The sequence below is a fragment of the Bacteroides sp. 3_1_23 genome, from assembly GCF_000162555.1.
Classification (GTDB): domain Bacteria; phylum Bacteroidota; class Bacteroidia; order Bacteroidales; family Bacteroidaceae; genus Bacteroides; species Bacteroides ovatus.
Window position 1 is genome coordinate 477,660 of sequence record NZ_GG774949.1, and the last position, 24,707, is coordinate 502,366.

The window sequence follows — 24,707 nt, forward strand, 5'->3', positions numbered from 1 at the left end:
TCAATTACAAGATTTTTAAAGTATCTATAGTAACGTTCACTTTATCCGGTTCTGCAATGTCACTGAACATATCAATGATATCAATCACGAATACGATTACACCGTTATAGGCCGCTTCCGGTTTAATGTTGATAGTATAAGTACCGTTGCCTTTCACCTTTACATCACTCGTGCCTGAATAACTAGGCCACCAACCACTTGCCGTACACATCAGACCTGCATTATATTCCTTGGTGGCCGCATCGCCACTCAATCCGCTAATAGTAAAAGTCAGCTCCATTGAATAGTCGAACACAATGCTTGCCGGATCAACCGGAGATGCAGATGCAGTCTGACCATATTGATTGTACAGTTCGATACGAAAATTATTCTTATCGTTCTCCAGATGTCCCCACACCAATTTATGGTTGTCAACAGTAATAGTGGTTGCCTCCGGTTCGGAGCTTCCTCCGGCATTGGGCACAAAGTGATAAGCCTGATATTCATCTTTTTCAGAGCTGCGCGCACCAAGCCACATACCTATCACCGATCCTCCTGCACTCTCGATGCGGAGGATGCGAAGCTGGTTGTTAGCATCTGCTCCAAACATAATATCACCGCCACCGATGTGACAGGCAGGCAAGGCTGAACTGAAGGTGTAAATGCCTTTTTTATCCAAACTATAGGTTCCGTCCGAAGAAGTACCATCAGGCAGAACAAGAGAATAGGTCATTGTACTTGAATTCAAAGTCAACGCAAGTTTTTCCAATCCGCTGACCGGAGTTGCCCACTCGGGATAGTTACCGGCTGTAAAGTTATTCATTAAGCTACCATCCAGGTTTGCCCAGTCGAACGGAACATCAGGCGACATCGTCCATTTGATTTCGGTAGTCACGACTTCCGATACCATGTCTTCCCATCCGTCAGGCAATGCAGGTTCCGGATCTGGCCTATCTTCAGGCACATAATTGTCGGCATATTCTTTCGAAACAAAGTTCCATACCAGCCACCAGGGTCCTTCGCTATTGTCACGCATCACCCCGATACGCATGTGATTCTCATCCAGTTCGAGCAACTTCAGATTCCGGTTCCAATTCGTACTTCTGTCCGACCATGAGGGCGTGTGCAACAGTTCACAGTCGGTAAACGTGATGGTATGATCGTCTACATTGAGCATAAATGTACCTACGGCTGTGCTCTGTGAAGAAGAATTATAAACTGTCACGTTCGCTCCGCCGGTCAGACCGAAAGTCATCGTACTCTCCCAAATGGCATCATCTCCCGAATGACCAACGCCCGGATCCCAGTTGGCACTCCAGTTGTTCCACTCTACGGTCGTGCTTGGATCAGCATAAGTCACTTCACCCGCAGCAAATCCATACGAACCGTTATCGAAAATCCAAACCTTCTCATTGTTGACTCCTCCCGACAAATAAGTCCATAAGGCATCATTCACAAATTCGGCACAGAAGCTGTCGATGGTAAACTTAGCAGCGGGACCATACACTATTCCGGCTCGTGTCTGTACACCGAACTTCACGCTATACTCTCCCTCAAACGGTATCTGCAACTTAACTTCCGCACTCTGACTCCGTCCTTGCGGATGTTCCCAACATACCTGATAATTTGAAGGCATCAGACTTTTCAGATAAACAATATTCGGATTCACCGCATCATGTGTGATCGAAAAAGCAATTCCTTCGGCCAGGTCATCCGAAACGATATCCTGACTTCCCAATTCATAAGTTTCGGGAGTACATGCCGACAACAATGTGACGAGCGTTGCCAGCAATGCTATATATAATTTTGATACAATCTTATTCATAACTTCCATTTTTTAATACCAACCTACATTCTGTTTCAAAACGCCATTCGAAAGTATAATCTGATTATTCGGAATTTGAGAAAAACCTCGCTTGCCGATAATATTCGAAGCTGTAATGCTTACATCCTCGGGATTTCCCCCGCTGACAACCGACGTAGTACCTGCAATCTGCGAAGCGGCATAATCCACACCCTGACGCAGCAGATCCCAGTAACGCTGTCCTTCAAAAGCAAACTCCAGCATACGCTCTTTTATTATATTTTCTTTTGTGACCGCAACTTCCCGATAATCATTTGAAACCGACAAGTTTCCCTCACCATCATTCAATGTATAAGCACGCTGGCGTACCTGATTGAAATATGCCTGTGCGTTCGGACTTCCTAATTCAGCAGCCATTAACAACACATCAGCATAGCGCATCACAATGAAATCCTGATATTGTGAAATCTGGAAATCGCCTTCACCTAAACCAGAAATTTCATCAGTAATCGACCATGCACCAGACTTTTCATCTTTAACCCATTTCGACATCGGAGTATATTTCTTTACCGTATATCCGGTGTATTCACGTTGATCGGCATACGATTTTGCATATTCCGAATCATCGGTGATACCTTCACTATCCAAATTGATGATAGAAGCTTCACGACGTGCATCACCCGTACCATAGACAGTCCACATTTTAGGATTGACCGTGCATCCTCCCCATCCTCTTCCGTAAGGTGCATGATTCAGATAACTACGTATCCCCATGTAGACCAGCCAGCGGTTTCCATCATTATTTCCATCATAATCTTGCGTATAATTAAATTTCTGTGCCAATACCACCTCCATATTACCTTTTCCGGCATAGGTCTTAGTCTGTGTATAATCACCTGTCGCCGCATTTCGGCTCCATGAAGTGGAAGCAGCCGGCCACAAGTTTTTGAATTCTCCAACCAGCCCGTAGCCTTCAGTTTCTGCTACAGAGATAAAATTTTCCAGTCCCTGCAATACCGAAGCTTTGGTGACACCTTCTACCTGAGGTTCTTTGCCGTAATAGCCTGTATAAAACAAGTAAACGCGAGCTAACAGCGCTTCAGCAGCAAACTTGGTTATATGACCGTCATTCGAAGCAGCCGCACTTTTAGGATATGCGCCTGCCGGAATATTATCCGCAGCAAATTTAAGATCGCTGAAGATAAGATTGTACACCTCTTCCGGGTTGGCTTGTGCACGGTTCTCATTCACAGGTTCGGTGAATAAGGGAATATTTTCCCAAAGACGGACCATATCGAAATAGCACAAGGCACGTAAGGCACGACATTCACCCATATAAGTATTTCTCGTCTGGTCACTTGTCCAGGATATCTGACCTTCATGAGCCAGAAGTTCATTGCATCGATACACTGCCGCATAATAGTTAGTCCATTCCGTTTCCAACAAGTTCATATCGGAAGGAGACTGAGTGGCATCGAAGCGATCTATCACCTGATAGTTACGAGCGTCAGTATTTCCCATACCGGCAAAACACTCGTCCGCCATGACTTGCGAAGCAAAATAAAAGGCACATGCCTGACTGGACGTAGTACACTGCCAGCCATCATAACAACCTATCAATGCTCGCCACGCATCACTCTCCGTCCTGTAGAAATTGCCGGTAGTAGATTCTTTTTTCGATTCTACATCCAAAAAGCCTGCCGTACATGCCGTAAGTGACATCACAGCTAGTACCATTCCCACTATATATAATTTCATATTATTCATATTCTCTGATTTTTTTAAGGTTATAAATTAGAACTTCAGATTGACACCAACGAGGAATGTACGCGGACGAGGATAATACCCCAGGTCGATACCCGATACCCAGTCGGAGGTTCCGTAACCAATTTCGGGATCCATACCATCGTATTTGGTGAAAGTAAACGCATTCTGTACCTGAACATACAAACGGGCCTGACTGATAACTTTGAGTTTAATCAGCTTGGCAAAATCGTAGCCCAAGGTGATGTTGCTGATACGCAGATAGTCACCGTCTTGCAGGTAGAGGTCGGAAAATTGCCAGTTGATATTAGTGTCCGTCACACGAGGCATCCGGTTGGAAGTTCCTTCTCCGGTCCAGCGATTCAGGATGGCAGTCGTATAGTTAGCCTTGCTATTGGCATGATTACGGTACGATTGCACAATCTGATTGCCAGCGGCTCCATAGGCTACCAATGAGAAATCAAAGTTTTTGTAGTTAAATCCGACATTGAATCCGTAAGTAAAATCAGGAGTACCATTGCCCAAATCCACCTTATCGTTATCGTCGATAATTCCATCCTGATTCTGGTCTACATAGATAACGTCACCCGCTTGTGCGTCGGCCTGCAGGATGCCATGCTTTCCGTCGGCATTCCAGTTGGCAATCTGTTCTTTGTTCTGGAAGATACCGGCAGTTTCGTATCCCCAAAAGTAACCGATAGCATGACCGTTTTGTGCCCGGTAGAACTCCGGTGTATTATCATACAACATATTGATTTTGCCGTGAATGATACCATCTTCAGTAGGAATATTCCCTACCTTATTCTTGTTATATGCACCGTTCACACCAATATTATAATTGAAGTCCTTACCTGCCCGGTCATTCCAGGTTAAAGCCAGTTCAATACCTGTATTCTTCACATCGCCGCCGTTGATAAAAGGTGCACCCGTTCCTGCCGTAGCCAGAATAGGAGCTTCCACCAGCCAATCTTTGGTTGTCTTGATATAGAAATCGGCGGTCAAACTCAAACGGCTTTTTAAGAAACGTGCATCAATACCTATATTAGTCTGTTCCGAAGTCTCCCAAGTTACACTCTCATTGGCCAGACGGCTGGGATATGCACCCCAGTAACCAGACTGTGCCGGAGCACCATCGGCTGTTCCGAAAATGTAATGGGTATTGGAAGAGGTGATAGGAGCCGTATACTGGTAATTATCGATATTCTGATTGCCGACTTGCCCCCAACTTGCACGCAACTTCAGATAATCAAGCCAATTTTGAGTATTCTGCATGAACTTTTCATTTGAGAGAGTCCATCCTGCAGATATAGATGGAAATACACCGTAACGGTTGCCACGTGCAAACTTCGATGAGCCATCAGCACGCAAGGTAGCATTCAGCATATAGGTTTCCTTCCAGTTCCATCCAAAACGTCCAAAGTAAGAAACAGAGCGACTTTCATCATGCGGATATCCATCGACAGACATTCCGTCGTCGGCGCTCGAAGCTGTACCATTACCTACATAGGCATGATCCCAATCGTCAAAGCCTTCTCTCAATGCTCCGGTTTTGGCCTGCAGATAAGTACCAGAATAGCGATATACTTCCATTCCGACTAAAGCATTGAATGCATGTTTGGCGCATGTCCAGTCATAAGCAGCCGTATTAGTCCAGGTCATTCCTAAAGAATGATTCATATTTTGGGTGGCTGATGTACGGGTCGTATTATAAGTATAAATTGAGAATTGATAAAGCGGATTGAAACTACGGTATTCCGAAGAACCGTACACTGCTCCGAATACGCTTCTCAACTTCAAGTTCCTGACCGGTTGCAGTTCGGCATATACATTGCCGGAGAATGTGGCCGTCTTGTTCTCGTTGTTGCTGTTGGTCATCATTGAACCGTAAGGATTGCCGTCACCGTTATACCAATCGGAGTTCGATGTATCGTTATAAGAAGAATCATAAGCATTATTATCGCTATAGATTGGAGCAAGCGGCGAAGTGGCAAATGCACCGCGCAAAGTATTGCTATATTGGTCGGATACTGAAATGCCATTGTTCATTTTGTAGACGAAGCTGACCTGCTCGCCCACTTTCAGCAAATCCGAATCCTTGAATATCTTATGCTCGGAATTGATGCGGAAATTGTAACGTTCATAGTTCGAAACGTCCTTACCGCCCACTATTCCTTCCTGACTCATATACCCCAACGATAAGGCATAAGTGGAAGTCTGCGAACCTCCGGTGATACCCAATGTATAACTCTGCGTTCTGGTATTATCTTTAAACATCGAGTCTATCCAGTCCGTGTCGTGTACATTTCCATTAGCATCATAAATACTCCGAAATGAACTCCAATCATAAGGTGTATTTCCGGAATTAACAGCCTGCTCGTCCATAATGGTCATGTATTCTTTTGCGTTCAGCATATTTATCTTCCGGGCCACTGTCTGTACACCGTAATAGGCATCAAAGGAAATTTGCGCCTTTCCTTCCTTGCCCGATTTTGTGGTAATCAACACTACACCATTGGCAGCCTGAGCACCATAAATAGCTGCCGAAGCTGCATCCTTTAATATATCGATACTTTCTATATCGGCAGGATTCAAGGTGGAAATATCACCGCCCACACCATCAATAAGATACAGTGGACTAGAATTTCCGACAGTACCCAGACCACGAATACTGACTTTCATGTCCGAGCCCGGCTGGCCGGAAGTAGAAGAGATATTCACCCCAGGTGTCTGTCCTTGCATCCCCTGCAAAGGGCTATTGGTATTCATCTTGGCAAGACTCTCACCCTTCACCTGCACCGTTGCACCGGTCACCAGTTTCTTTTTCTGCACACCATAACCCACCACCACTACTTCATCAAGAATTTCGGTATCTTCCTTTAATATTACATTGAGCGATTTCTGATCCGTCACAACGATTTCCTGCGTAACGTATCCTATATAAGAGAAGACTAAAGTCTGTCCGGACACCACATTCAGCTTGAAGTTTCCATCCATATCGGTGATTGTTCCATTGGCTGTCTCCTTCACCAAGACACTAACCCCCACCAAAGGCAACTCATCAGTGCCCGAGATAACTACACCACTGACAGTTGAAGTTTGCGAAGGAACAGCCTTCACAGACATTATCGGCAAACACAACAGAATGATTACCGCAAAGCTAAAGAGATGCACAAATGTGCATTTTAAAGAAAAGTGTTTACTCATGGTATATTGTTTAATAGTTAATTTAAAACACATGATATAAAAGAGGTAGTCAATAACCCCAGCATAAATATGACTCGTTTAATACCCGATGGACTAAATAATCCATCATTGAATGACTGTTTTTCCATATTCTTCATATACTATTAGATTAAATTTAAAATCGTTAACCTCGTCTCATCAAAACATATTTTGTTTCTACGCCACAAAATTATGTATTCGGCATGTAACTTCACCTCTGTAATGTTATTCATATAGGGAGCGTTTTGGAAACGATGGGGTGAATTTGTTTTATAAAGGGGATTCATTTGTTTTCTCCCTGTTTCCCTTTATACTTAAAACACTCAAAATCAGCATACATCTTTGATTCCTTAGAAACCGATACAGCGTAAAGTCCCAAGACAACTCCGGTAAATCCACCTGCTGTTTCAGTACTTAGATAACGCGTGTTCATCTTACCCAGGTCATAATATATTCCATTCACTTTATAACCGAAATAATAGAAATTGATATCCGACTTCACCACCAATTCCACTTCACCATCCGCCGGCAGAGAAACTTCTTTGGCACAATGGGTAATCTCTCCTAGTTTATATCGCAAGCCAACAGAACGTTTCCGATCTTTATCCTGGCGGACAAATAAATCGTAGTGAGAATGAAACTCCATAAAGACGGAAATTCCCGCTTCATCATTCGCTCCGGCTTTCTGCAAGACTACCGGAACGGATGCTTCCATATCAAAATGCTCTTGCCGCAAGGCGACAAAGGTAGGGCTTTTCCAGTCGCTTAACGTAACGGGGGTCGCTATCAAACGAAGTTTTCCATCTTTGGTAAAAGTATAATTCTTCGCTTCGGGATTTTGCAGATGAATCCATTCGGGAGAAAGTCGTCCTTCTTTAAAGTCTATTCGTTCCGGTCTGCCTTTCATTTCCTGTTGAGGCAGGGTAGGCACGTCCATCTTCAAAGAAATGGTTCCGTTACCATTGACTACAGGCCAAGCGTCCTTATCCCACCGCACCGGAGCCAGATAAGTTTCACGACCTAACGTATGATGCATACCCGGCATCACTCTGTACGCCAGACAAACCATCCACCAGGAACCATCAGTACCTTCCACTAGGTCGGCATGTCCGGTTCCCTGAATCGGACTGGATTGTCCCGACTCGTTGGCATGAGTCAGAATAGGATTTGCCGGATTTCCCTGATAAGGGCCGTCTATGTAACGGCTGCGGGCAATGGTTACTTTATGTCCCAATTCCGTACCGCCCTCCGAAATCAGCAGATAGTACCAGCCGTCTTTCTTATAAATGTGCGGACCTTCGGCATATCTGCCTCCGGTGCCGTTCCATATTCTTTTGGAAGAAGAAAGCTGTTTGCCTGTCATGGGATCAATCTCACACAGGTTGATGTACCCATCCGGATTGCTGACCATAAAACATTTGCCGTCTTCAAAATAAAGCGAAGGATCGATGCCTCCTTGCTCCAACCAAACTGGTTCGGACCATTCGCCATGGGGATCGGTGGTATGCACCAAAAAGTTTCCCTTGCCGGAGACATTGGTAGTAATCATATAGAATATTCCATCGTTGTAGCGGATGGTAGGAGCAAAAATACCGCTTCCCGAATTGGCATCAGCCAGATTGAGTTGGGACGGACGGGTCAGACAGTTTCCTATCTGCTCCCAATGCACAAGGTCTTTACTGTGAAACAAAGGCACTCCGGGAAAATATTGAAAACTGCTGTTGACCAGGTAATAATCATCCCCTGCCTTACAAACACTCGGATCAGGATGGAAACCGGAGATTACAGGGTTATTGTACCCCTGTGCCGATACCTCGCATACGGAACAAAGTAAGATGGAAATAAGAAATAAAGCGTTTCGCATATTATATAATTTAAGAGTTAAACATCTTCTGTCAGCCGACAGTACAAAAGTAGATGTTTTTCACCAGAGAAATACGGTATTTCGTTCACACCCGGTCTGCCAAATGTTTTACTCATACGCACAGAATGTATCTTATTGGGGCATGATTTGTATTCAATTGCATTTCGCCCTTTCGGGTGATTGCAAATCTTCCTACATTTGTAATAGGATTTAAGTCTTACTCTAAAAATATCAACTCATGAAAAGCATTAAGAAAATGGTATTAGTATCAGCCTTTGCCGGTACTTGTCTTGCGCCCCATGCACAGACAACCTCTCCTGCCATCCCGGCTGATCCGGCTATTGAAGCTAACATCCGGGAATGGCTTCAGAAAATGACTCTCGAACAAAAGATCGGTCAGATGTGTGAAATCACCATTGATGTGGTTTCTGATCTTGAAACCAGTCGCAAAAAGGGGTTCTGCCTTAGCGAGGCAATGCTCGACACTGTTATCGGCAAATATAAAGTAGGCTCCCTGTTGAATGTTCCTTTAGGGGTAGCACAAAAAAAGGAGAAGTGGGCGGAAGCTATCAAACAGATACAGGAAAAATCGATGAAGGAGATCGGTATTCCCTGCATCTATGGGGTAGATCAGATTCATGGAACGACTTACACATTGGACGGAACGATGTTTCCGCAAGGCATCAACATGGGAGCCACCTTCAACCGCGAGCTAACGAGAAGAGGTGCCGAAATCTCCGCTTATGAAACGAAAGCAGGCTGCATCCCCTGGACGTTCGCCCCGGTAGTCGACTTAGGCCGCGACCCGCGCTGGGCACGTATGTGGGAGAACTATGGTGAAGATTGTTATGTAAACGCAGAAATGGGTGTATCGGCCGTGAAAGGTTTTCAGGGAGAAGACCCGAACCGTATCGGAGAATACAATGTAGCTGCGTGCATGAAGCATTATATGGGTTACGGTGTACCTGTTTCCGGTAAAGACCGTACTCCATCTTCCATCTCACGCAGTGATATGCGTGAAAAACATTTCGCTCCTTTCCTTGCCGCTGTACGTCAGGGTGCATTGAGCGTAATGGTAAACTCCGGCGTTGACAACGGACTGCCTTTTCACGCCAACCGTGAGTTGCTGACCGAATGGCTGAAAGAAGACTTGAACTGGGACGGACTGATTGTTACAGACTGGGCGGACATTAACAATCTCTGTACCCGGGATCACATCGCTGCCACCAAGAAAGAGGCTGTCAAGATTGCCATCAATGCTGGTATCGACATGTCGATGGTTCCTTATGAAGTGAGTTTCTGCGATTATCTGAAAGAGTTGGTTGAAGAAGGAGAGGTATCTATGGAGCGTATCGATGATGCAGTAGCCCGTGTGTTGCGTCTGAAATATCGTCTGGGATTATTTGACCATCCATATTGGGACATTAAGAAGTATGACAAGTTCGGTTCTAAGGAATTTGCAGCTGTTGCCCTGCAGGCTGCCGAGGAATCGGAAGTGTTGCTAAAGAATGACGGAAATATCCTGCCGATAGCGAAAGGCAAAAAGATTCTGCTGACCGGTCCGAACGCAAACTCGATGCGTTGTCTGAACGGCGGATGGTCGTATAGCTGGCAGGGACACGTTGCCGATGAATATGCGCAGGCATATCATACCATCTACGAGGCTTTGTGTGAGAAATACGGAAAAGAGAATATTATCTACGAACCGGGAGTGACCTATGCTCCTTACAAGAACGATAATTGGTGGGAAGAAAACAAACCGGAAATTGAAAAACCGGTGGCAGCGGCAGCACAAGCGGATATTATCATCGCCTGCATCGGCGAAAACTCTTATTGCGAAACTCCCGGTAACCTGACGGATCTTACCTTATCAGAAAACCAGCGCAATCTGGTAAAAGCTCTGGCCGCTACGGGCAAACCTATTGTCCTGGTTCTGAATCAGGGACGTCCGCGTATTATCAACGATATAGAACCTTTGGCAAAAGCTGTTGTCAACATCATGCTGCCAAGCAATTACGGTGGCGACGCACTTGCTAACTTATTGGCCGGTGATGCCAACTTCAGTGGAAAAATGCCGTTCACCTATCCCCGACTTATCAACGCTTTGGCAACTTATGACTACAAGCCTTGCGAAAACATGGGGCAAATGGGAGGTAACTACAATTATGATTCGGTGATGGATATTCAATGGCCATTCGGTTTCGGATTAAGCTATACGAATTATAAGTACAGCAATTTAAAAGTAAATAAACCGACTTTTAATGCTGACGACGAACTGATATTCACGGTTGACGTAACCAACACGGGCAAAGTTGCCGGAAAAGAGAGTGTGTTATTGTTCTCTAAGGACTTAGTGGCAAGCAGCACACCGGACAATATCCGTTTACGAAACTTCGAAAAGGTTTCTCTGGAACCGGGAGAAACAAAGACGGTTACGCTGAAACTGAAAGGAAGCGACTTGGCATTTGTGGGATATGACGGTAAGTGGAGACTGGAAAAAGGAGATTTCAAGATTAAATGCGGTGACCAATGGATGGATATTGTATGCGATCAGACAAAAGTATGGAATACTCCGAATAAGAATACGGCCCACAAATAAACCTCTTTTTAGATATTTCTATAGAAACATCTTCATATCGAATCTTCTTCTCATATACAAATACACATTCCTCTATCACCTATCATTTTGCTGACATCAGCAAAATGGTATTCCTGACAATAAATGAGAGATACCCTGCGACGAGGTATCTCTCATTGCCTATATCATCCATCAATAAGACCTAAATTCAATTATTCTTATTAATCAAATTGATTACTACCTTCACCATCACGTCCTTTTCTTCCGTCCGGCTTTCGCAATCATTAACGTAAGTGCTACAAACGTATTGTTGGTCATTATCGCTACCCACATGTGCGAATTTTGCACACGTGATATCACGCTCCAACTCTCCTTCCCGATATACATTATTTATATGTCTACCGATGACAGTTCTATCCTTCTGGAATAAGTCTGCCATTTGCGCCTGCGTCAGCCACACCGTCTCATTCTCCAACTTTACATCAATGGAAGTTTTCCCATCCTTTGTCTGATAAATGACAATATTTCCTCTATTGTCCATAAAAGACCTCCTTGTTTATGCATTGCGTCCGTCCATTACCTTCGTAGTAATGGACGGACACACAAATGTACAACTTTCAAAAAGAAATAAAAATACAAAGCCGTTTTTAATTATTTGCTCTGAAGCGTTATAATAGAACGTGCCGGAATCTGAACAATCTTTCCACTTTTCACTGTCCCCACCGGAAGCAAATCTTCCCCTTCTTTATCTGAAGTACGATAAATCTGCCATTGTGCATTTCCTACTTTTCCTTCATGAATAGAAAACTCTTTTTCTTCATTGGCATAATTAATCACTACCATCACATACGTTCCGTCTACATTCTTATAAGCAGAACACATCAATCCCTGCTGATCGGTGTCGCCATCAGGAATCAAAGCGTCTGTTTGATCGAAAGCCGAAACGGACAACCGGACTGCCCCCGGACGAATAAAACGACTATAATTACCTAAAGCCCACATCAGTTTGGAGTCTTCCACTCTGCCATCCAGGAAGTTATCATCCGTAGTATATTCGCGAATCAATCCATCCTTATAATCACCACCAATAGCACGCCACCATTGCCAGCTTTCAGCTTTGGCATACACAATATCGTGATGAATGATACGTGCCACATAGAGTGCTGTTTTCATCGTATGGTCGAAACCATTTCCACCACCAATTTCTTCATCATTGCCCATGATGCAGGTTTCTGTTTGCCAGAAACCAACTTGATGTTTATCTAATGTATCCCGTAGCTGGCAGCGGATATTACGTAATTCACTTAACGGGGTCGTTGTCCAATAACTATGACCGAGCATCAGGCGAGGAACATTCGGAGTATCTCCCAAATACGTATCCACACTATCCGGACAGAAGAAAGCCTGAATCTGATACCCCCGTTGCCAATCCGTTTCGTGAGTGCGGAACATACAACGATAATCGGAAGACTCATTAACCATAATCTGTGTATCCATGTTCCGGTCTACAAACTCTTTGCTCAACAGACGAACCGTGCGAGCTATTTCCCTATTCGTTGCCGGACAACCTTCCTGCTTCGGACCGACCCAGTTCCAGTGTCCATCCGGTTCATTGAAAGGACAGATATAGTTGAACTTGATGCCATCGTGTTGTTCTACTCCCTGCACTACATCTGCCAGAAAACGAGCGTACTTTTCATAACAATCCAGTTTCAGGTTCGCCGTACCTCCACGTCCGGTGTTGGTAGCCAATCCGTTCTGTGTGTAATATACGGGAGGCGAATTCAAGAAAGCCAGAAATTTGTTGACTCCCCGTTCTTTTGCCAGTTTCAGGAAATTGCGTTGCCCTTGTTGTTTGTTCCAGTCGTATGTTCCGTCGGGATTCAGGAAACATTCGGCACGCATCCAGGGAGAGGCAATCTGACTGTTCTCTCCTTGCTCCGTGCTACCTGCTCCGACATTGAAACGCCAGAGTGACAGGCCGATACCTTTCGGCTGTCCGTTGGCGTCGTTCTCCGTGCTGAACAGCCAGTCGGCTATTTGGTTTTGTTTCTCCTGTGGCCAAAGCCCGATGAATTGCATACTCCAGGCATCGGAAGCACTGAAGTATGCCATCGTCTGACAGGGTTGGTCTGTTTCTATCTGATAACGTATTTCGGGGGCAGGTTGGGAACATCCACCTGCCACACCGGCTATTGAGAAGAAGCCTAAAGCGGCTAAAATCTTTTTACCTTTCATCCTATTCATCTAAAATCTTTAATTATTCAAATCACACAATACAGTTCTAAAAACATACAAACAATCTATTGAAATCCGAAAAGATATAACTAACGGGTGGGTATTACTTGTTTAATGCTACCATCTTCATTAAATTCCATACGATCTATGCATACTTCACGATGAACACCGGGATCACTCTTCAGATAATTCTTATTAATGCGATGATAAACAATATACCACTTATCAGTACCGGGAACCTGTAATATGGAATTATGAGCAGGGCCATATATTTCCTTCTCCGGGTTTTGAATCAATACGACAGGGCTCTTAGCTACTTTAATCGGCCCCAAAGGTGATGTCGAAGTGCCATAAGCTACATGATAATTAGGAGAGCCGGTATCGTCTACCGACCACATGAAATAGTAAAGCCCGTTACGATAAAACACATAAGCAGCCTCACGATACGCATAATCCTGTAGCGTTCCTCCTTCGGGAGTCATCACTGTGATAGTTTCTTTCTTAATTGAAATCATATCATCATTAAGCTCTGCACCTGCCATATAACCGTTTCCCCAATACAAATATGACTTCCCCGAAGCTGGATCGGTGAACACGTCCACATCAATCTGTTGCCCGTGTCCTGTAGGCGAATCCGTTATAATAGGATGTCCCAAGTCAACAAACGGTCCGGCAGGCGAATCACTTGTAGCCACTCCGATCTGCTTTCCTCCTCCTGTCTTAGGATTTCCACTGTAATAAAAGAAATATTTATATTGATCTCCTACTAACTTTTCCTCTATACATGGTGCCCACGCATTACCATCCGCCCAAGGCACTTGGTCTGACTTTAAATCCAGCATGACTCCTTCATCCTTCCAATTTTTCAAGTCGACGGACGAAAAAACAGTAAAATACCAACCACCCCATCCAGGCTGACCGTCTGTAGTAGAATAAATGTAGTATTTCTTTGTCTTATTAGAATACAAGATTTCAGGATCGGCATGAAAACCCGGCAAGACAGGATTCCCTGATTGTGCGAAAGCAGGAAATGTCACCGCTAACAGCAGACCGAACGCAATTAGAGTTTGTTTAATCGTTACTATCATTATTTTCATTCATTAGATAAAGGGGGAAATATCAGGTTGCGATACTTCCCCCTCAAGTATTATATTCTTGATACTATTTATTTCAATGCTACCTTAATAGACTGACTATAGCAATATTCTGATGATTTGTCCGATTTGACTCCCACACGGGCGTAAAGATACGACTCGTTTACCAAACCACTCGGGATTTCAATTTCAGCTGTGTTTTCCTGATCGAGTGAAACAGCATTACCCAACTTCAACTCTGCTTCTTTCTGCTTCTCATCCGTCAGAATACCTGTACCTAGATAGATACCTACGTTTTCCATATTGGCATTGGCAACCACTTTGTTAATGGTGAAACGTGCTGTAATCTTGTTACCGTTTTTAGCAAAAGACACGTTTCTGACAAAGAAATACGGCGTCACAGGAATATCCTGCACAGTGTTTCCTTTTACGCTAATATAGATCGTATCATTAGAAGGTCTTTCCCAAGGTGCATTACCCATACGCACCAATTTGTAATCACCATTGAAAAGCGACACGGAATAACTTCCATCTTGGGCAATATACACCGGAATAGAACCTTTCAGAGCATAACCATCCTGAAACAAAGCAAATTCGGAACTTCCGCTTCTAACCCCTACTGCCTCACCATCATAAATAGCTTTTCCGGTTAATGTGGCTTTAGGTTCCTCAAAGTTGTCGTAGCTGCAACTGCTTACTGCCAACAAACAACATATCATAATAAAGAAAGGTATAATCTTTTTCATAATCTCTTATTTTTTATTGGAATGGATTCTTAACAATCGTCGGATTGTTATTAATTACATCATCAGCAATGAATGAATAATAGTTGGACTGCTGGAAGGTTCTTGCCACCTTGAAACGTTCGGATCTGGTCTTTACGAAAATGTACTTGTCCTGATCCTGTGTTCCCGGTTTTGCCACTGCAATACGATAAGGATATAAACCATATACGATAGCTTTATCATTATCAGTATTTCCGTTCCAGGTAATATCAGCTATTCTCCATCGTTTCATATCAAAATAACGGTGATCTTCGAAAGCCAGTTCCACACGACGTTCGTTCTGAATCTTTTCTATTGTCAGGCTTGTCAAGCTGTTGGCCGGGAAACCGGCACGCTGACGCAAGCGGTTGATGTAGGGTAAAGCTGTCGGTTCGTCATTCAATTCGAAAGCAGCTTCGGCGGCATTCAAATAGATTTCACCCAAACGGAACCAAGGCCACCAGTTTTCAGCGTAGTTACGGAGAGTGTAACCGGATGCCTCACTGATAAACTTACGGATATAGAATCCGGTGTTGCTCACATTAGGACTATTGGTTTGAGGTCCGTCCTGACCGACAAAAGTTTTATTATCTTCATAAAAACTTCCCAATTTCGAGTCTGTCAGCAAGTCATAAGAACCGGTCTTATCGTTCCAAACTGCTACTCCTGCCTGAATATCCACATCCTGATTTCTGAACTTGGAACCCGGATAGATAATCGTACCATACAAACGTGCATCCTTATTGGCAAAAATATCGCTTGGAGTGTCATATACTACATAATCATCACCATTCTTATAATGTAACGTTCCCGGAGTTCCATCCAAATAATCGAAAGCCTCTACCAATCCTAGTGACGGGCCGATGCAAGAAGAGTTGTCGTTATCCTCTCTTAAATGATGAACTACATTATCATAACCGAAGCTATGCACCTTCAGAGGATTCTTATAATCTTTCACCCAAATTGCTTCCTTATTCAGGGTCTTGTCCATAAGCATCTTGTAGAAGTTCACCCCTTTATCTGACTCCTTCTCATAAAGTTCATATCCACCTTTTGTGATAATCTCTTGCGAAGCTGTCAATGATTTGCGATAGTAATCATCTGCCATATCGGACGGAATACCCACTTCTCCACCGGAAGTCACAATATTAGGAGTTTTCAGCGCGTTGTACTTAGCGATAGAACCGGCATACAACATAGCGCGACTTTCTAACGCTAACGCTGTGTAATAGTTGGCACGAGTCTGACTGCCTTTATTACCCAATTGCGACTTAATCGCTTCACATTCACTATATACAAAATCATATATTTCGTGTTCCTTTGCACGTGGATTGCGTAAATAAGCAGGGTCTCCGCTAAAGTCATACTCCAAAGTCGTTGTAATCAATGGTACACCACCCATACGTCTTACAAGCTCAAAATAAACGTAGGCGCGGATAAAACGGAACTCTGCCTTGAACTGAAGTTTCTCATCTGCCGAAATATCGGTTCCATACTTATCGATATTCTCAATAGACATATTGATGTCACGTATCAGTCCGTAATCCCACCAGCGTCCGTAATCGTTTCCATAACGCAGCTCGTTACGATAATTCTGGTCCAATGTACCACAATACATCGCATCGTCTGTTTCACACATACCACCGGTGTTAAAATCACCGTGCAACTGCGGAATACGATTATAAAGATTGGCCAACTGCGATTTAATCATGTTCGGATCATTCCATACCAACTCATTAGTAAGAATGTTTTTGGGTTCTCTTTCGAACCAACTGTCACCACAACTCGACAACATGGAAGTGATGGCAGCTCCCATCAGAAGTATTTTTATAGATTTGCTTTTCATGATCACTTTCGTTTTTAGTATGTAATATTAAATCCAAGGAGGAATGTACGTTGTTGCGGATATACCACTGCAGCTGCGGCGGTAATTTCAGGATCGACTCCAAACTTACCCACATTGTCGAACGAACACAAGTTAGAAACATTCGCATAAACACGTACCTTCTGTGCACGGATCGGTCTCAACAGTTGAGCCGGCAGGCTGTAACCCACTTCCAGGTTCTTGATACGCAGATAGCGTACGTTGTGCAACCAAAAGTCACTATTCTTATTGTTATAGCTGAATTCACCTTTACGGATGGCCGGATAACGTCCCGGTATCCATTCACTATCCGGATCATACAAGTCGGCACGATGCCAACGGTCTTCCAACAAATAAACCGGAGAGTTTCCGTTGCCATGATACGCATTGGCCAACTCATAGTTCTGTCTCCATCCTTGCATAGCACCACCGGAAAGGTCGATATTCAAGTCAATGCCCTTCCACTGCAAACCAATATTACCACCAAATGACATGATAGGTGCCCAGCCTTCAGGATAACCGATAGGACGCTCATCCATACCATTGATGATGCCATCACCATTCACATCTTTATAGATAAAGTCACCGGGAAGCAGGGTGCGGTTATTATTTCCATCCAGGTTTACCGGATAATTACGAATTTCTTCTTCCGACTGGAATTGTCCGATAACCTGATACCCCCAATAAATACCTCCCCAACGGCCTTCCGCCGAATTGCGGTATTCGTCCCAAGAGTTATTAAAACGCGGTTTGTAAGTCTCAATACTTTTGTAACGTGAGAAAGTAAAGTTACCACTTACAGTATAGTTCAAATCACCGATATGGTCGGTCCATGTAACCATACCCTCCGCACCGATATAAGCTTGTTTATTCAAATTTTCGTTAGGTAACGAATAGCCTACTTCGCTCGGAAGCAATACATCATAGCGAGCAGCCGGCACACCGGTAATATCCTTACGGAAAGCATCGGCTGTGATCTTCAAACGATTATTGAACATAGTCAAATCAAAACCGATATTCGATGTCGTATTCTTAGTCCAGGACAAATTTGTAATAGGCAATCCTCTTTGATTCAGTCCGGTAACCAGTTCACCATCCAATACAGCGTTACCATTATTCCAGGTATAACCACTCAAGTAATCGAACAACTTTACATCTTTTTCTGTACCTGTCTGACCGATAGAAGCACGAATCTTCAAATCATCTACAACTGGTCTCAACTTTTCAAAGAATTTCTCTTCCGAGATTCTCCAACCGATAGATACACCCGGGAAGAATCCCCAACGATTATTCGCTGCATAAAGATAAGAACCATCATAACGAGCCAGTAATTCGACCAGATATTTATGAGCAAAATCGTAATTGATACGGCCAATCCATCCGGCACGTGCCTCGTAGCTCCATTCATCACCGAAACTGTTAAGTTCATCGAACTGCAATAGCGGCAAATAGTCGGTAGAAGGTTCTGTTCCATAAGTCTTCTTAGTCCAATCGTAATCGGAGGCTTCATAACCCAAAACAGCCGAAATATTATGGTTCTTAATCTGTTTGGCATAATTCAATTGTAACTGCATATAACACGCAGGAACGCTACGGTCAATTTGACTTCTCCAACGTCCTACGGCAGGAGTTCCATTATAAGTATCTTTCTCCTTATCGTAGGTATAAATCTGATAAGCATATTGATAACCGTCAAAACGACTGTTAGTGTAATTGTACGAGAAAGTAGCCTTTGCAGTCAAACCAAATGAGAAATCATACTGCGCATAAGCATTGATATTGGCGTTACGAGTCAGATTATCTTTATAGCCGGCAATATCACGGCTAAAAGCTGCCGGATTGTAACCATTCTCATGTACATTATTGATATACTCCGGATTATCATTAGCATAAGGACTTTCAATCGGTTGCATTTTGAACATAGACAAAATAGCCGAATAATATCCATCACCGCCAGGCAAACCTACATCTTCGGTCTTTTCGTATTTACCGCTGATCTGTGCACCGATCGTAAAACGATCTGTAATCTTTGTATCAATATTCAACTGAAGGTTAGTACGTTCATATTTGAAGTCACGCATCATGGCATCCTGTCCGGTATGAGCAACAGAAAGGTAGTAGTTAGTCTTTTCAGAGCCACCCGTCACATTAGCATTGATGTGATACTGCGGCACATTTTTTCTCATCACCATATCATAATAGTCATAACTCTTATATCCCGGTTCCGTACCAGCTTCCCATTTCGCCAGTTCTTCGGGGCTATATAGCTTGCTTGGATCTTCTCCTCTGTTTTGCGCTGCTTCAGCCAACCCTCTTACATATTGTCCCGCATTTGCCAATTTCGGGAAACGGGTCAGGTTTTGCCAGCCATAATATCCATTTACATTGATACTTACCTTATCATTCTTTTTACCTTTCTTGGTAGTTACCAAAACCACACCATTTGATGCACGCAAACCGTAAATAGCAGCAGAAGCATCCTTCAAAACTGTGATACTTTCAATATCTTCAATGTTTAGAGCATTAAAGACATCACTACCGGAAACATCCGATGCCTGCAACCAGTCACGACTATTCATACCTCCATAAGGAATACCATCAATTACAAACAGCGGACTACCCATATTACGAATTTCGAGATTAATTCCCCTACCCGGACGCGCATCCACAGCACGTGTAGACACACCTGCTATTTTACCGGACAACGCTCCGGCAGTAGTAGTAGAAACAGAACGTGTCAACGCATCAGACTTGACATCACTGATTGCTCCGGTCAAACTTTTCTTGGTTTGTGTACCATAACCTACCACTACAACTTCATCCAAAGTTTCGGTATCTTCCTCAAGAACAATCTGAAGACGTGCCTTTTCGCCAATCTTCACTTCTTTTGTCTTATAACCAATAAACGAGACTGCCAATGTTCCATTCTTATCATCTACATTGATTGTAAAATTACCATCGATGTCTGTAATTGTCCCATTAGAAGTTCCCTTTACAGTTACATTGGCACCAATGATATCCTCTCCCCTTACATCAGCTACATGTCCTGTAACTTGTGTTTGTGCAAATGCAACAGCAGACAGAAACAGCTGTATGATACATATGCATAAGATTCTTAAATACCTCATAAATTAGAATTTAAAGATTAAACATTTTTTGTTGTTTTTTCGAACACAAATATACGTCATTGATATAGACTGAATAAACAAAAATCATGCAGAAGAGCTACACAAATCATGCAATGAACGATTTACATACTCTAAATAAAATATTTATTCCTATTTTTGGACTTGTAATTGAAACAAATAAGCACGAGTTATGAAAAAACACATTGCTTCTATTCTATTTTTATTCTTGTTATCAACTTTTCAGTTGATAGCCCAGTCTCATTCCGTAAAAAGATTGGGGATAGAGCAAGGATTATCAAATAATTATGTAGTCAGCATTACACAGGATAAACAAGGCTTCTTGTGGTTTGCCACAGAAGAAGGACTTAATAAGTTTGACGGTACCCGCTTTACTACTTACTATAAAAATGATTTGGCACAGAATAATCAGGGAATTACCGGCAACGAGCTTAACCGGGTGTATGCAGACACCAAACGTCCTATTATTTGGATAGCCACTCAACGAGACGGACTAAATGCATATAATTATAATGAGCAAACATTTACCGCTTATCAACATAACCCGGAAAATCCACATAGTCTGATTACGAATGACGTAACAGACATTTCTCCTTCCACTCAACATGATGATGGTTTATGGATTAGTACCTATTATAGAGGTATAGAATACCTTGATATCACCAGCGGACAATTCACTCATTATAATAAAAGTACAGTTCCCGGTCTACCTTGCGACCAGACATGGACAGTATTGGACGGAGGTGATGGAAATTTGTATATCGGGCATGTCGGAAGCGGGTTCAGTATTTTTTCTCCAAAAGACAAGAGCGTAAAAAACTTCCGGAACGAAGCCGGAAACCCAATGAGTTTGCCCGGTAATGATGTGTTTTGTATTATAAAAGATGTAAATGGAAATATCTGGTTAGGGACAAATAACGGATTGGCTCTATATGATGCTGCTAATGAAAACTTCATAACGTTCAAAAACAACAAGAATGACAAGTATGCTACTTTATGCAGCCGTATATTATCCATCCGCCAACTGAAAGATAATAGGCTTTGGATTGCTTCAGAACTCAATGGCATTGCCATATTAAACCTTAAACAAAGTATGTTCCTTTCGCCAGAGGAGATTTCTCTTGAATATATACAGGAGGGTGCTGATAGCCGAAGTCTTTCTAATGCAAGTGCCCGATGCATATTCCAGGATTCTTTTGATAATATCTGGATAGGGACATGGGGAGGAGGAATCAACTTTATCAGCAGTAAACCACCTTTGTTCACCACATTGAGCTATTCCCCTATTCCAAACAATGAGAACGGTTTGAACAACAAAGTAGCCAGTAGCCTCTGTATGGACAGACAAGGACGGGTTTGGATCGGAACAGATGGTGGAGGAATCAATGTATTTGAAGGAGAGAAACGTATCGCTATCTATAAAAAAGAGAGTGGAAATATTCCTTCGAATTTTATATTAGCTTCTTTGCAGGATTCAAAAGGTAATTTATGGTTTGGTTCCTACCAAGGGGGAATCAGCTATTATGATAACCGGAATAAAAAATTCCGTTCCATCTCTCTTATGGGGCAATCTAATCTGGATGTCCGTACGATCTATGAAGACACCCAGCACAACATTTGGGTAGGATACAGTGGAGGGATTGTTATATTGAACCCTCTTACAATGGAGATTATCCGACATTACAATACAGAAAACAGCGAACTACAAAGTGACTTTATACGCTCCATAGCTCAAGATGAAAAAGGGCGTTTCTGGATTGGGACTTTCGGAGACGGACTTGGTATATACACCCCGGACTTACAAAAAATCAAAATGTTCACTCAAAGGGATGGTTTCTGTTCCAATACTGTCAACCAGATCATACAAGATAAACAAAAAAGAATGTGGATAGGAACAGGAGAGGGATTGGTTTGTTTCCTGTCTACCGATGAACTGAATTATAAGACTTATCAACGGAAAGACGGCCTGATCAATACAAATATCTGCGCTATAGCAGAAGACAAAAAAGGAAATATCTGGTTTAGTAACAACAAAGGTATCAGCTGTTATGTTACAAGCAAAGACTGTTTTTACAATTATAGTCACTCTGATGATGTACCGGCAGGAAGTTTCTCAAGCAGTTGTGTTACACAAAACAAGAACGGATGGATTTATTTCGGTTCTATCAATGGAGTATGCTGTTTCAATCCCGATATCACCATGAACGAACAACCAGCTCCGGCAGCAGTTATTACGGAAATGAAAATACTCGGACGATTGAGCAACCTGGAAAACAATGACATGATTATCAATTTATCCAAAGGACAGAATGTAGAACTAAGTCATGCGCAAAATAGCTTTGGACTTACATTTAACGTACAAAACTACTCACTAGTCAACCAAGTGGAATATGTTTATATGCTGAAAGGGCTTGAAAACTCATGGTACACCGTCAATGAGAACAACAGCGTCACTTTCCGAAACATTCCTCCGGGAAAATATGAATTCCTCATCAAAGCAAGGGTACATAATCAGGAATGGCCCGAAGAAGCTACTTCACTTACCATCCGTGTCAATCCCCCTCTTTGGCTGACATGGTGGGCAAAGCTTATCTATATTTTGGTATCTATCAGCATCATTTATCTTATCCTGCATGCATATAAAAAGAAGCTGGATTTGGAAAGCCTCTATACTTTGGAAAAGAAAAACCATGAGCAGGAACAGGAATTGAATCAAGAACGTCTGCGGTTCTATACTAATATTACCCATGAGCTGCGTACGCCGTTGACCTTAATCCTCGGTCCTCTGGAAGATATGCAAAAAGAGACCTCACTTCCGGCAAAACAAGCCCAGAAGTTATCTGTCATCCATCAGAGTGCACTACGGCTGCTCAACTTGATTAATCAAATACTGGAATTCCGGAAGACAGAGACACAAAACAAGAAATTGTGTGTCAGCAAAGGCAATATCGCTCCTCTGATCTATGAGATAGGGCTTAAATACAAAGAACTAAATCAAAAGACCAAGATTGATTTTCAGATTCAGATAGAGAAAGAAGAAATGCTCCTTTTCTTTGATAAGGAAATCATTACCATCGTTTTGGACAACCTGATTTCCAATGCGATCAAATATACGGAACAGGGATGCGTCACTCTAAGTTTGTATCAGACAATGCGTAATGAAGTAGCTTATACAGAGATAAAAGTAAGTGATACAGGATATGGAATTTCTGCTGAAGCCCTGCCACATATTTTTGACCGTTATTATCAGGAAAGCGGCAAGCATCAGGCATCCGGCACAGGCATTGGTTTGGCTTTGGTGAAGAATCTGGTCACCCTGCATGAAGGAGAAATCCGGGCAGAAAGCATACAAAACGAAGGAAGCTCTTTCTATATCAGCCTATTGACGGATAATATCTATCCCAATGCCTTACACGCAGATTCTACAGAACAGATTCAAGAAGATACGAATCAGGAAGCAAGTCTTGAGTATCCACAAGAAGCCACTTTGGATACCGGAAAACCAATCCTGTTGATTGTAGAAGACAATGAAGAGATACAGAAATATATATCCGAATCCTTCGCTGATTCGTTCGAAGTACTCACAGCCTACAATGGAGAAGAAGGGAAGCAACAAGCTCTTAGCCGCATCCCGGATATTGTAGTCAGCGATATTATGATGCCTGTCATGGACGGTATCACTCTCTGCCGACAATTGAAAGAAGACGTACGGACCAGTCATATCCCTATCATTCTATTGACAGCTAAAGACTCTCTGCAAGATAAAGAAGAAGGATATGAGGTAGGAGCCGATTCTTATCTGACAAAGCCTTTCAGTGCTTCTCTGCTGCGTAGTCGTATCAATAATCTGCTGGAATCAAGAAAGAAACTGATAGCTCAATTCCAGACACAATCCGTTCCGAGCAATCAGGCAGATTTAAAAGAAAAACGTATCGTAATCGCCGAAGCTCTAAGCAAGCTGGATAATGAATTTATTGAAAAAATCACCCTTTTAATCGAAGAAAACCTCTCTTCGGAGAAGATTGATATTACCTATCTTTCAGACAAGATGTGTATGAGCGGTTCCACCCTCTACCGGAAAATGAAAGCACTGACAGGATTATCGACCAACGAATATATCCGGAAAGTGAAAATGCAGAATGCAGAACGTTTATTGCTTGAAGGTAAGTTCAACATCTCTGAAATCGCCTATAAAGTAGGAATGAACAGTACGGGATATTTCCGCCAATGCTTTAAAGAGGAATTTGGCGTCTCGCCTTCGGATTACCTGAAACAGATTATACAATCTTGAGAAAGGAAGATGTATCAGAAGTAGAATTTACTTTCATGTTGCTCTATCATTCAGAACAATAATGAAAAATCCCTTCTGATACCTCCCAATAGGAAACTC

12 protein-coding genes are annotated in these 24,707 nt (G+C 42.8%); 2 read left to right on the forward strand and 10 right to left on the reverse strand.

The window, feature by feature from the left end:
• Nucleotides 1-4: 4 nt before the first annotated feature.
• The 4 genes from HMPREF9010_RS22190 to HMPREF9010_RS22175 all read right to left on the reverse strand — a co-directional run bounded on the left by HMPREF9010_RS22190 (nucleotide 5) and on the right by HMPREF9010_RS22175 (nucleotide 8,633).
• Nucleotides 5-1,804: a hypothetical protein gene (locus HMPREF9010_RS22190; RefSeq protein WP_120078992.1), complete on the reverse strand. Its 1,800-nt coding sequence runs from the start codon at nucleotides 1,802-1,804 to the stop codon at nucleotides 5-7.
• Nucleotides 1,805-1,816: 12 nt separating this feature from the next.
• On the reverse strand, nucleotides 1,817-3,550 hold the full coding sequence (locus HMPREF9010_RS22185) for a RagB/SusD family nutrient uptake outer membrane protein (protein ID WP_008646681.1): 1,734 nt from the start codon (nucleotides 3,548-3,550) through the stop codon (nucleotides 1,817-1,819).
• Between the two features lie 27 nt (nucleotides 3,551-3,577).
• Complete coding sequence (locus HMPREF9010_RS22180; RefSeq protein WP_032852416.1) at nucleotides 3,578-6,751, reverse strand: SusC/RagA family TonB-linked outer membrane protein; 3,174 nt, start codon at nucleotides 6,749-6,751, stop codon at nucleotides 3,578-3,580.
• A gap of 301 nt (nucleotides 6,752-7,052) precedes the next feature.
• Nucleotides 7,053-8,633 carry a glycoside hydrolase family 43 protein gene (locus HMPREF9010_RS22175; protein WP_008646683.1) on the reverse strand — a complete coding sequence of 527 codons (1,581 nt, stop codon included), beginning with the start codon at nucleotides 8,631-8,633 and terminating at the stop codon, nucleotides 7,053-7,055.
• Nucleotides 8,634-8,871: 238 nt separating this feature from the next.
• Between HMPREF9010_RS22175 and HMPREF9010_RS22170 the strand changes: the two genes are divergently transcribed.
• Entirely contained in the window at nucleotides 8,872-11,232 is a 2,361-nt protein-coding gene (locus HMPREF9010_RS22170) for a glycoside hydrolase family 3 protein (protein WP_008646684.1), read from the forward strand.
• Nucleotides 11,233-11,419: 187 nt separating this feature from the next.
• Here HMPREF9010_RS22170 and HMPREF9010_RS22165 read toward each other — a convergent pair whose 3' ends face one another.
• The 6 genes from HMPREF9010_RS22165 to HMPREF9010_RS22140 all read right to left on the reverse strand — a co-directional run bounded on the left by HMPREF9010_RS22165 (nucleotide 11,420) and on the right by HMPREF9010_RS22140 (nucleotide 20,299).
• Nucleotides 11,420-11,752 (reverse strand): toxin Fic, encoded by a 333-nt coding sequence (locus tag HMPREF9010_RS22165; RefSeq protein ID WP_008646685.1) that lies wholly within the window; start codon nucleotides 11,750-11,752, stop codon nucleotides 11,420-11,422.
• Nucleotides 11,753-11,862: 110 nt separating this feature from the next.
• Nucleotides 11,863-13,458 (reverse strand): glycoside hydrolase family 30 protein, encoded by a 1,596-nt coding sequence (locus HMPREF9010_RS22160; RefSeq protein ID WP_008646686.1) that lies wholly within the window; start codon nucleotides 13,456-13,458, stop codon nucleotides 11,863-11,865.
• 80 nt (nucleotides 13,459-13,538) lie between these two features.
• The gene (locus HMPREF9010_RS22155; RefSeq protein WP_008646688.1) at nucleotides 13,539-14,546 is read right to left on the reverse strand and encodes a family 43 glycosylhydrolase; all 1,008 of its coding nucleotides are present in this window, start codon (nucleotides 14,544-14,546) and stop codon (nucleotides 13,539-13,541) included.
• A 68-nt stretch (nucleotides 14,547-14,614) separates the two neighbouring features.
• On the reverse strand, nucleotides 14,615-15,289 hold the full coding sequence (locus tag HMPREF9010_RS22150) for a DUF3823 domain-containing protein (protein ID WP_008642297.1): 675 nt from the start codon (nucleotides 15,287-15,289) through the stop codon (nucleotides 14,615-14,617).
• A 13-nt stretch (nucleotides 15,290-15,302) separates the two neighbouring features.
• The gene (locus HMPREF9010_RS22145; protein ID WP_008646689.1) at nucleotides 15,303-17,153 is read right to left on the reverse strand and encodes a RagB/SusD family nutrient uptake outer membrane protein; all 1,851 of its coding nucleotides are present in this window, start codon (nucleotides 17,151-17,153) and stop codon (nucleotides 15,303-15,305) included.
• Nucleotides 17,154-17,167: 14 nt separating this feature from the next.
• Entirely contained in the window at nucleotides 17,168-20,299 is a 3,132-nt protein-coding gene (locus HMPREF9010_RS22140; RefSeq protein WP_008646691.1) for a SusC/RagA family TonB-linked outer membrane protein, read from the reverse strand.
• Nucleotides 20,300-20,489: 190 nt separating this feature from the next.
• Here HMPREF9010_RS22140 and HMPREF9010_RS22135 point away from each other — a divergent pair, with 190 nt between their 5' ends.
• The gene (locus tag HMPREF9010_RS22135) at nucleotides 20,490-24,608 is read left to right on the forward strand and encodes a hybrid sensor histidine kinase/response regulator transcription factor (protein WP_008646692.1); all 4,119 of its coding nucleotides are present in this window, start codon (nucleotides 20,490-20,492) and stop codon (nucleotides 24,606-24,608) included.
• Nucleotides 24,609-24,707: the final 99 nt, after the last annotated feature.

Bases quoted from the DNA above. Each gene is read 5' to 3' on its own strand.
- HMPREF9010_RS22190 (WP_120078992.1), bottom strand. From the start codon at position 1,804: ATGAATAAGATTGTATCAAAATTATATATAGCATTGCTGGCAACGCTC.
- HMPREF9010_RS22185 (WP_008646681.1), bottom strand. From the start codon at position 3,550: ATGAATAATATGAAATTATATATAGTGGGAATGGTACTAGCTGTGATG.
- HMPREF9010_RS22180 (WP_032852416.1), bottom strand. From the start codon at position 6,751: ATGAGTAAACACTTTTCTTTAAAATGCACATTTGTGCATCTCTTTAGC.
- HMPREF9010_RS22175 (WP_008646683.1), bottom strand. From the start codon at position 8,633: ATGCGAAACGCTTTATTTCTTATTTCCATCTTACTTTGTTCCGTATGC.
- HMPREF9010_RS22170 (WP_008646684.1), top strand. From the start codon at position 8,872: ATGAAAAGCATTAAGAAAATGGTATTAGTATCAGCCTTTGCCGGTACT.
- HMPREF9010_RS22165 (WP_008646685.1), bottom strand. From the start codon at position 11,752: ATGGACAATAGAGGAAATATTGTCATTTATCAGACAAAGGATGGGAAA.
- HMPREF9010_RS22160 (WP_008646686.1), bottom strand. From the start codon at position 13,458: ATGAATAGGATGAAAGGTAAAAAGATTTTAGCCGCTTTAGGCTTCTTC.
- HMPREF9010_RS22155 (WP_008646688.1), bottom strand. From the start codon at position 14,546: ATGAAAATAATGATAGTAACGATTAAACAAACTCTAATTGCGTTCGGT.
- HMPREF9010_RS22150 (WP_008642297.1), bottom strand. From the start codon at position 15,289: ATGAAAAAGATTATACCTTTCTTTATTATGATATGTTGTTTGTTGGCA.
- HMPREF9010_RS22145 (WP_008646689.1), bottom strand. From the start codon at position 17,153: ATGAAAAGCAAATCTATAAAAATACTTCTGATGGGAGCTGCCATCACT.
- HMPREF9010_RS22140 (WP_008646691.1), bottom strand. From the start codon at position 20,299: ATGAGGTATTTAAGAATCTTATGCATATGTATCATACAGCTGTTTCTG.
- HMPREF9010_RS22135 (WP_008646692.1), top strand. From the start codon at position 20,490: ATGAAAAAACACATTGCTTCTATTCTATTTTTATTCTTGTTATCAACT.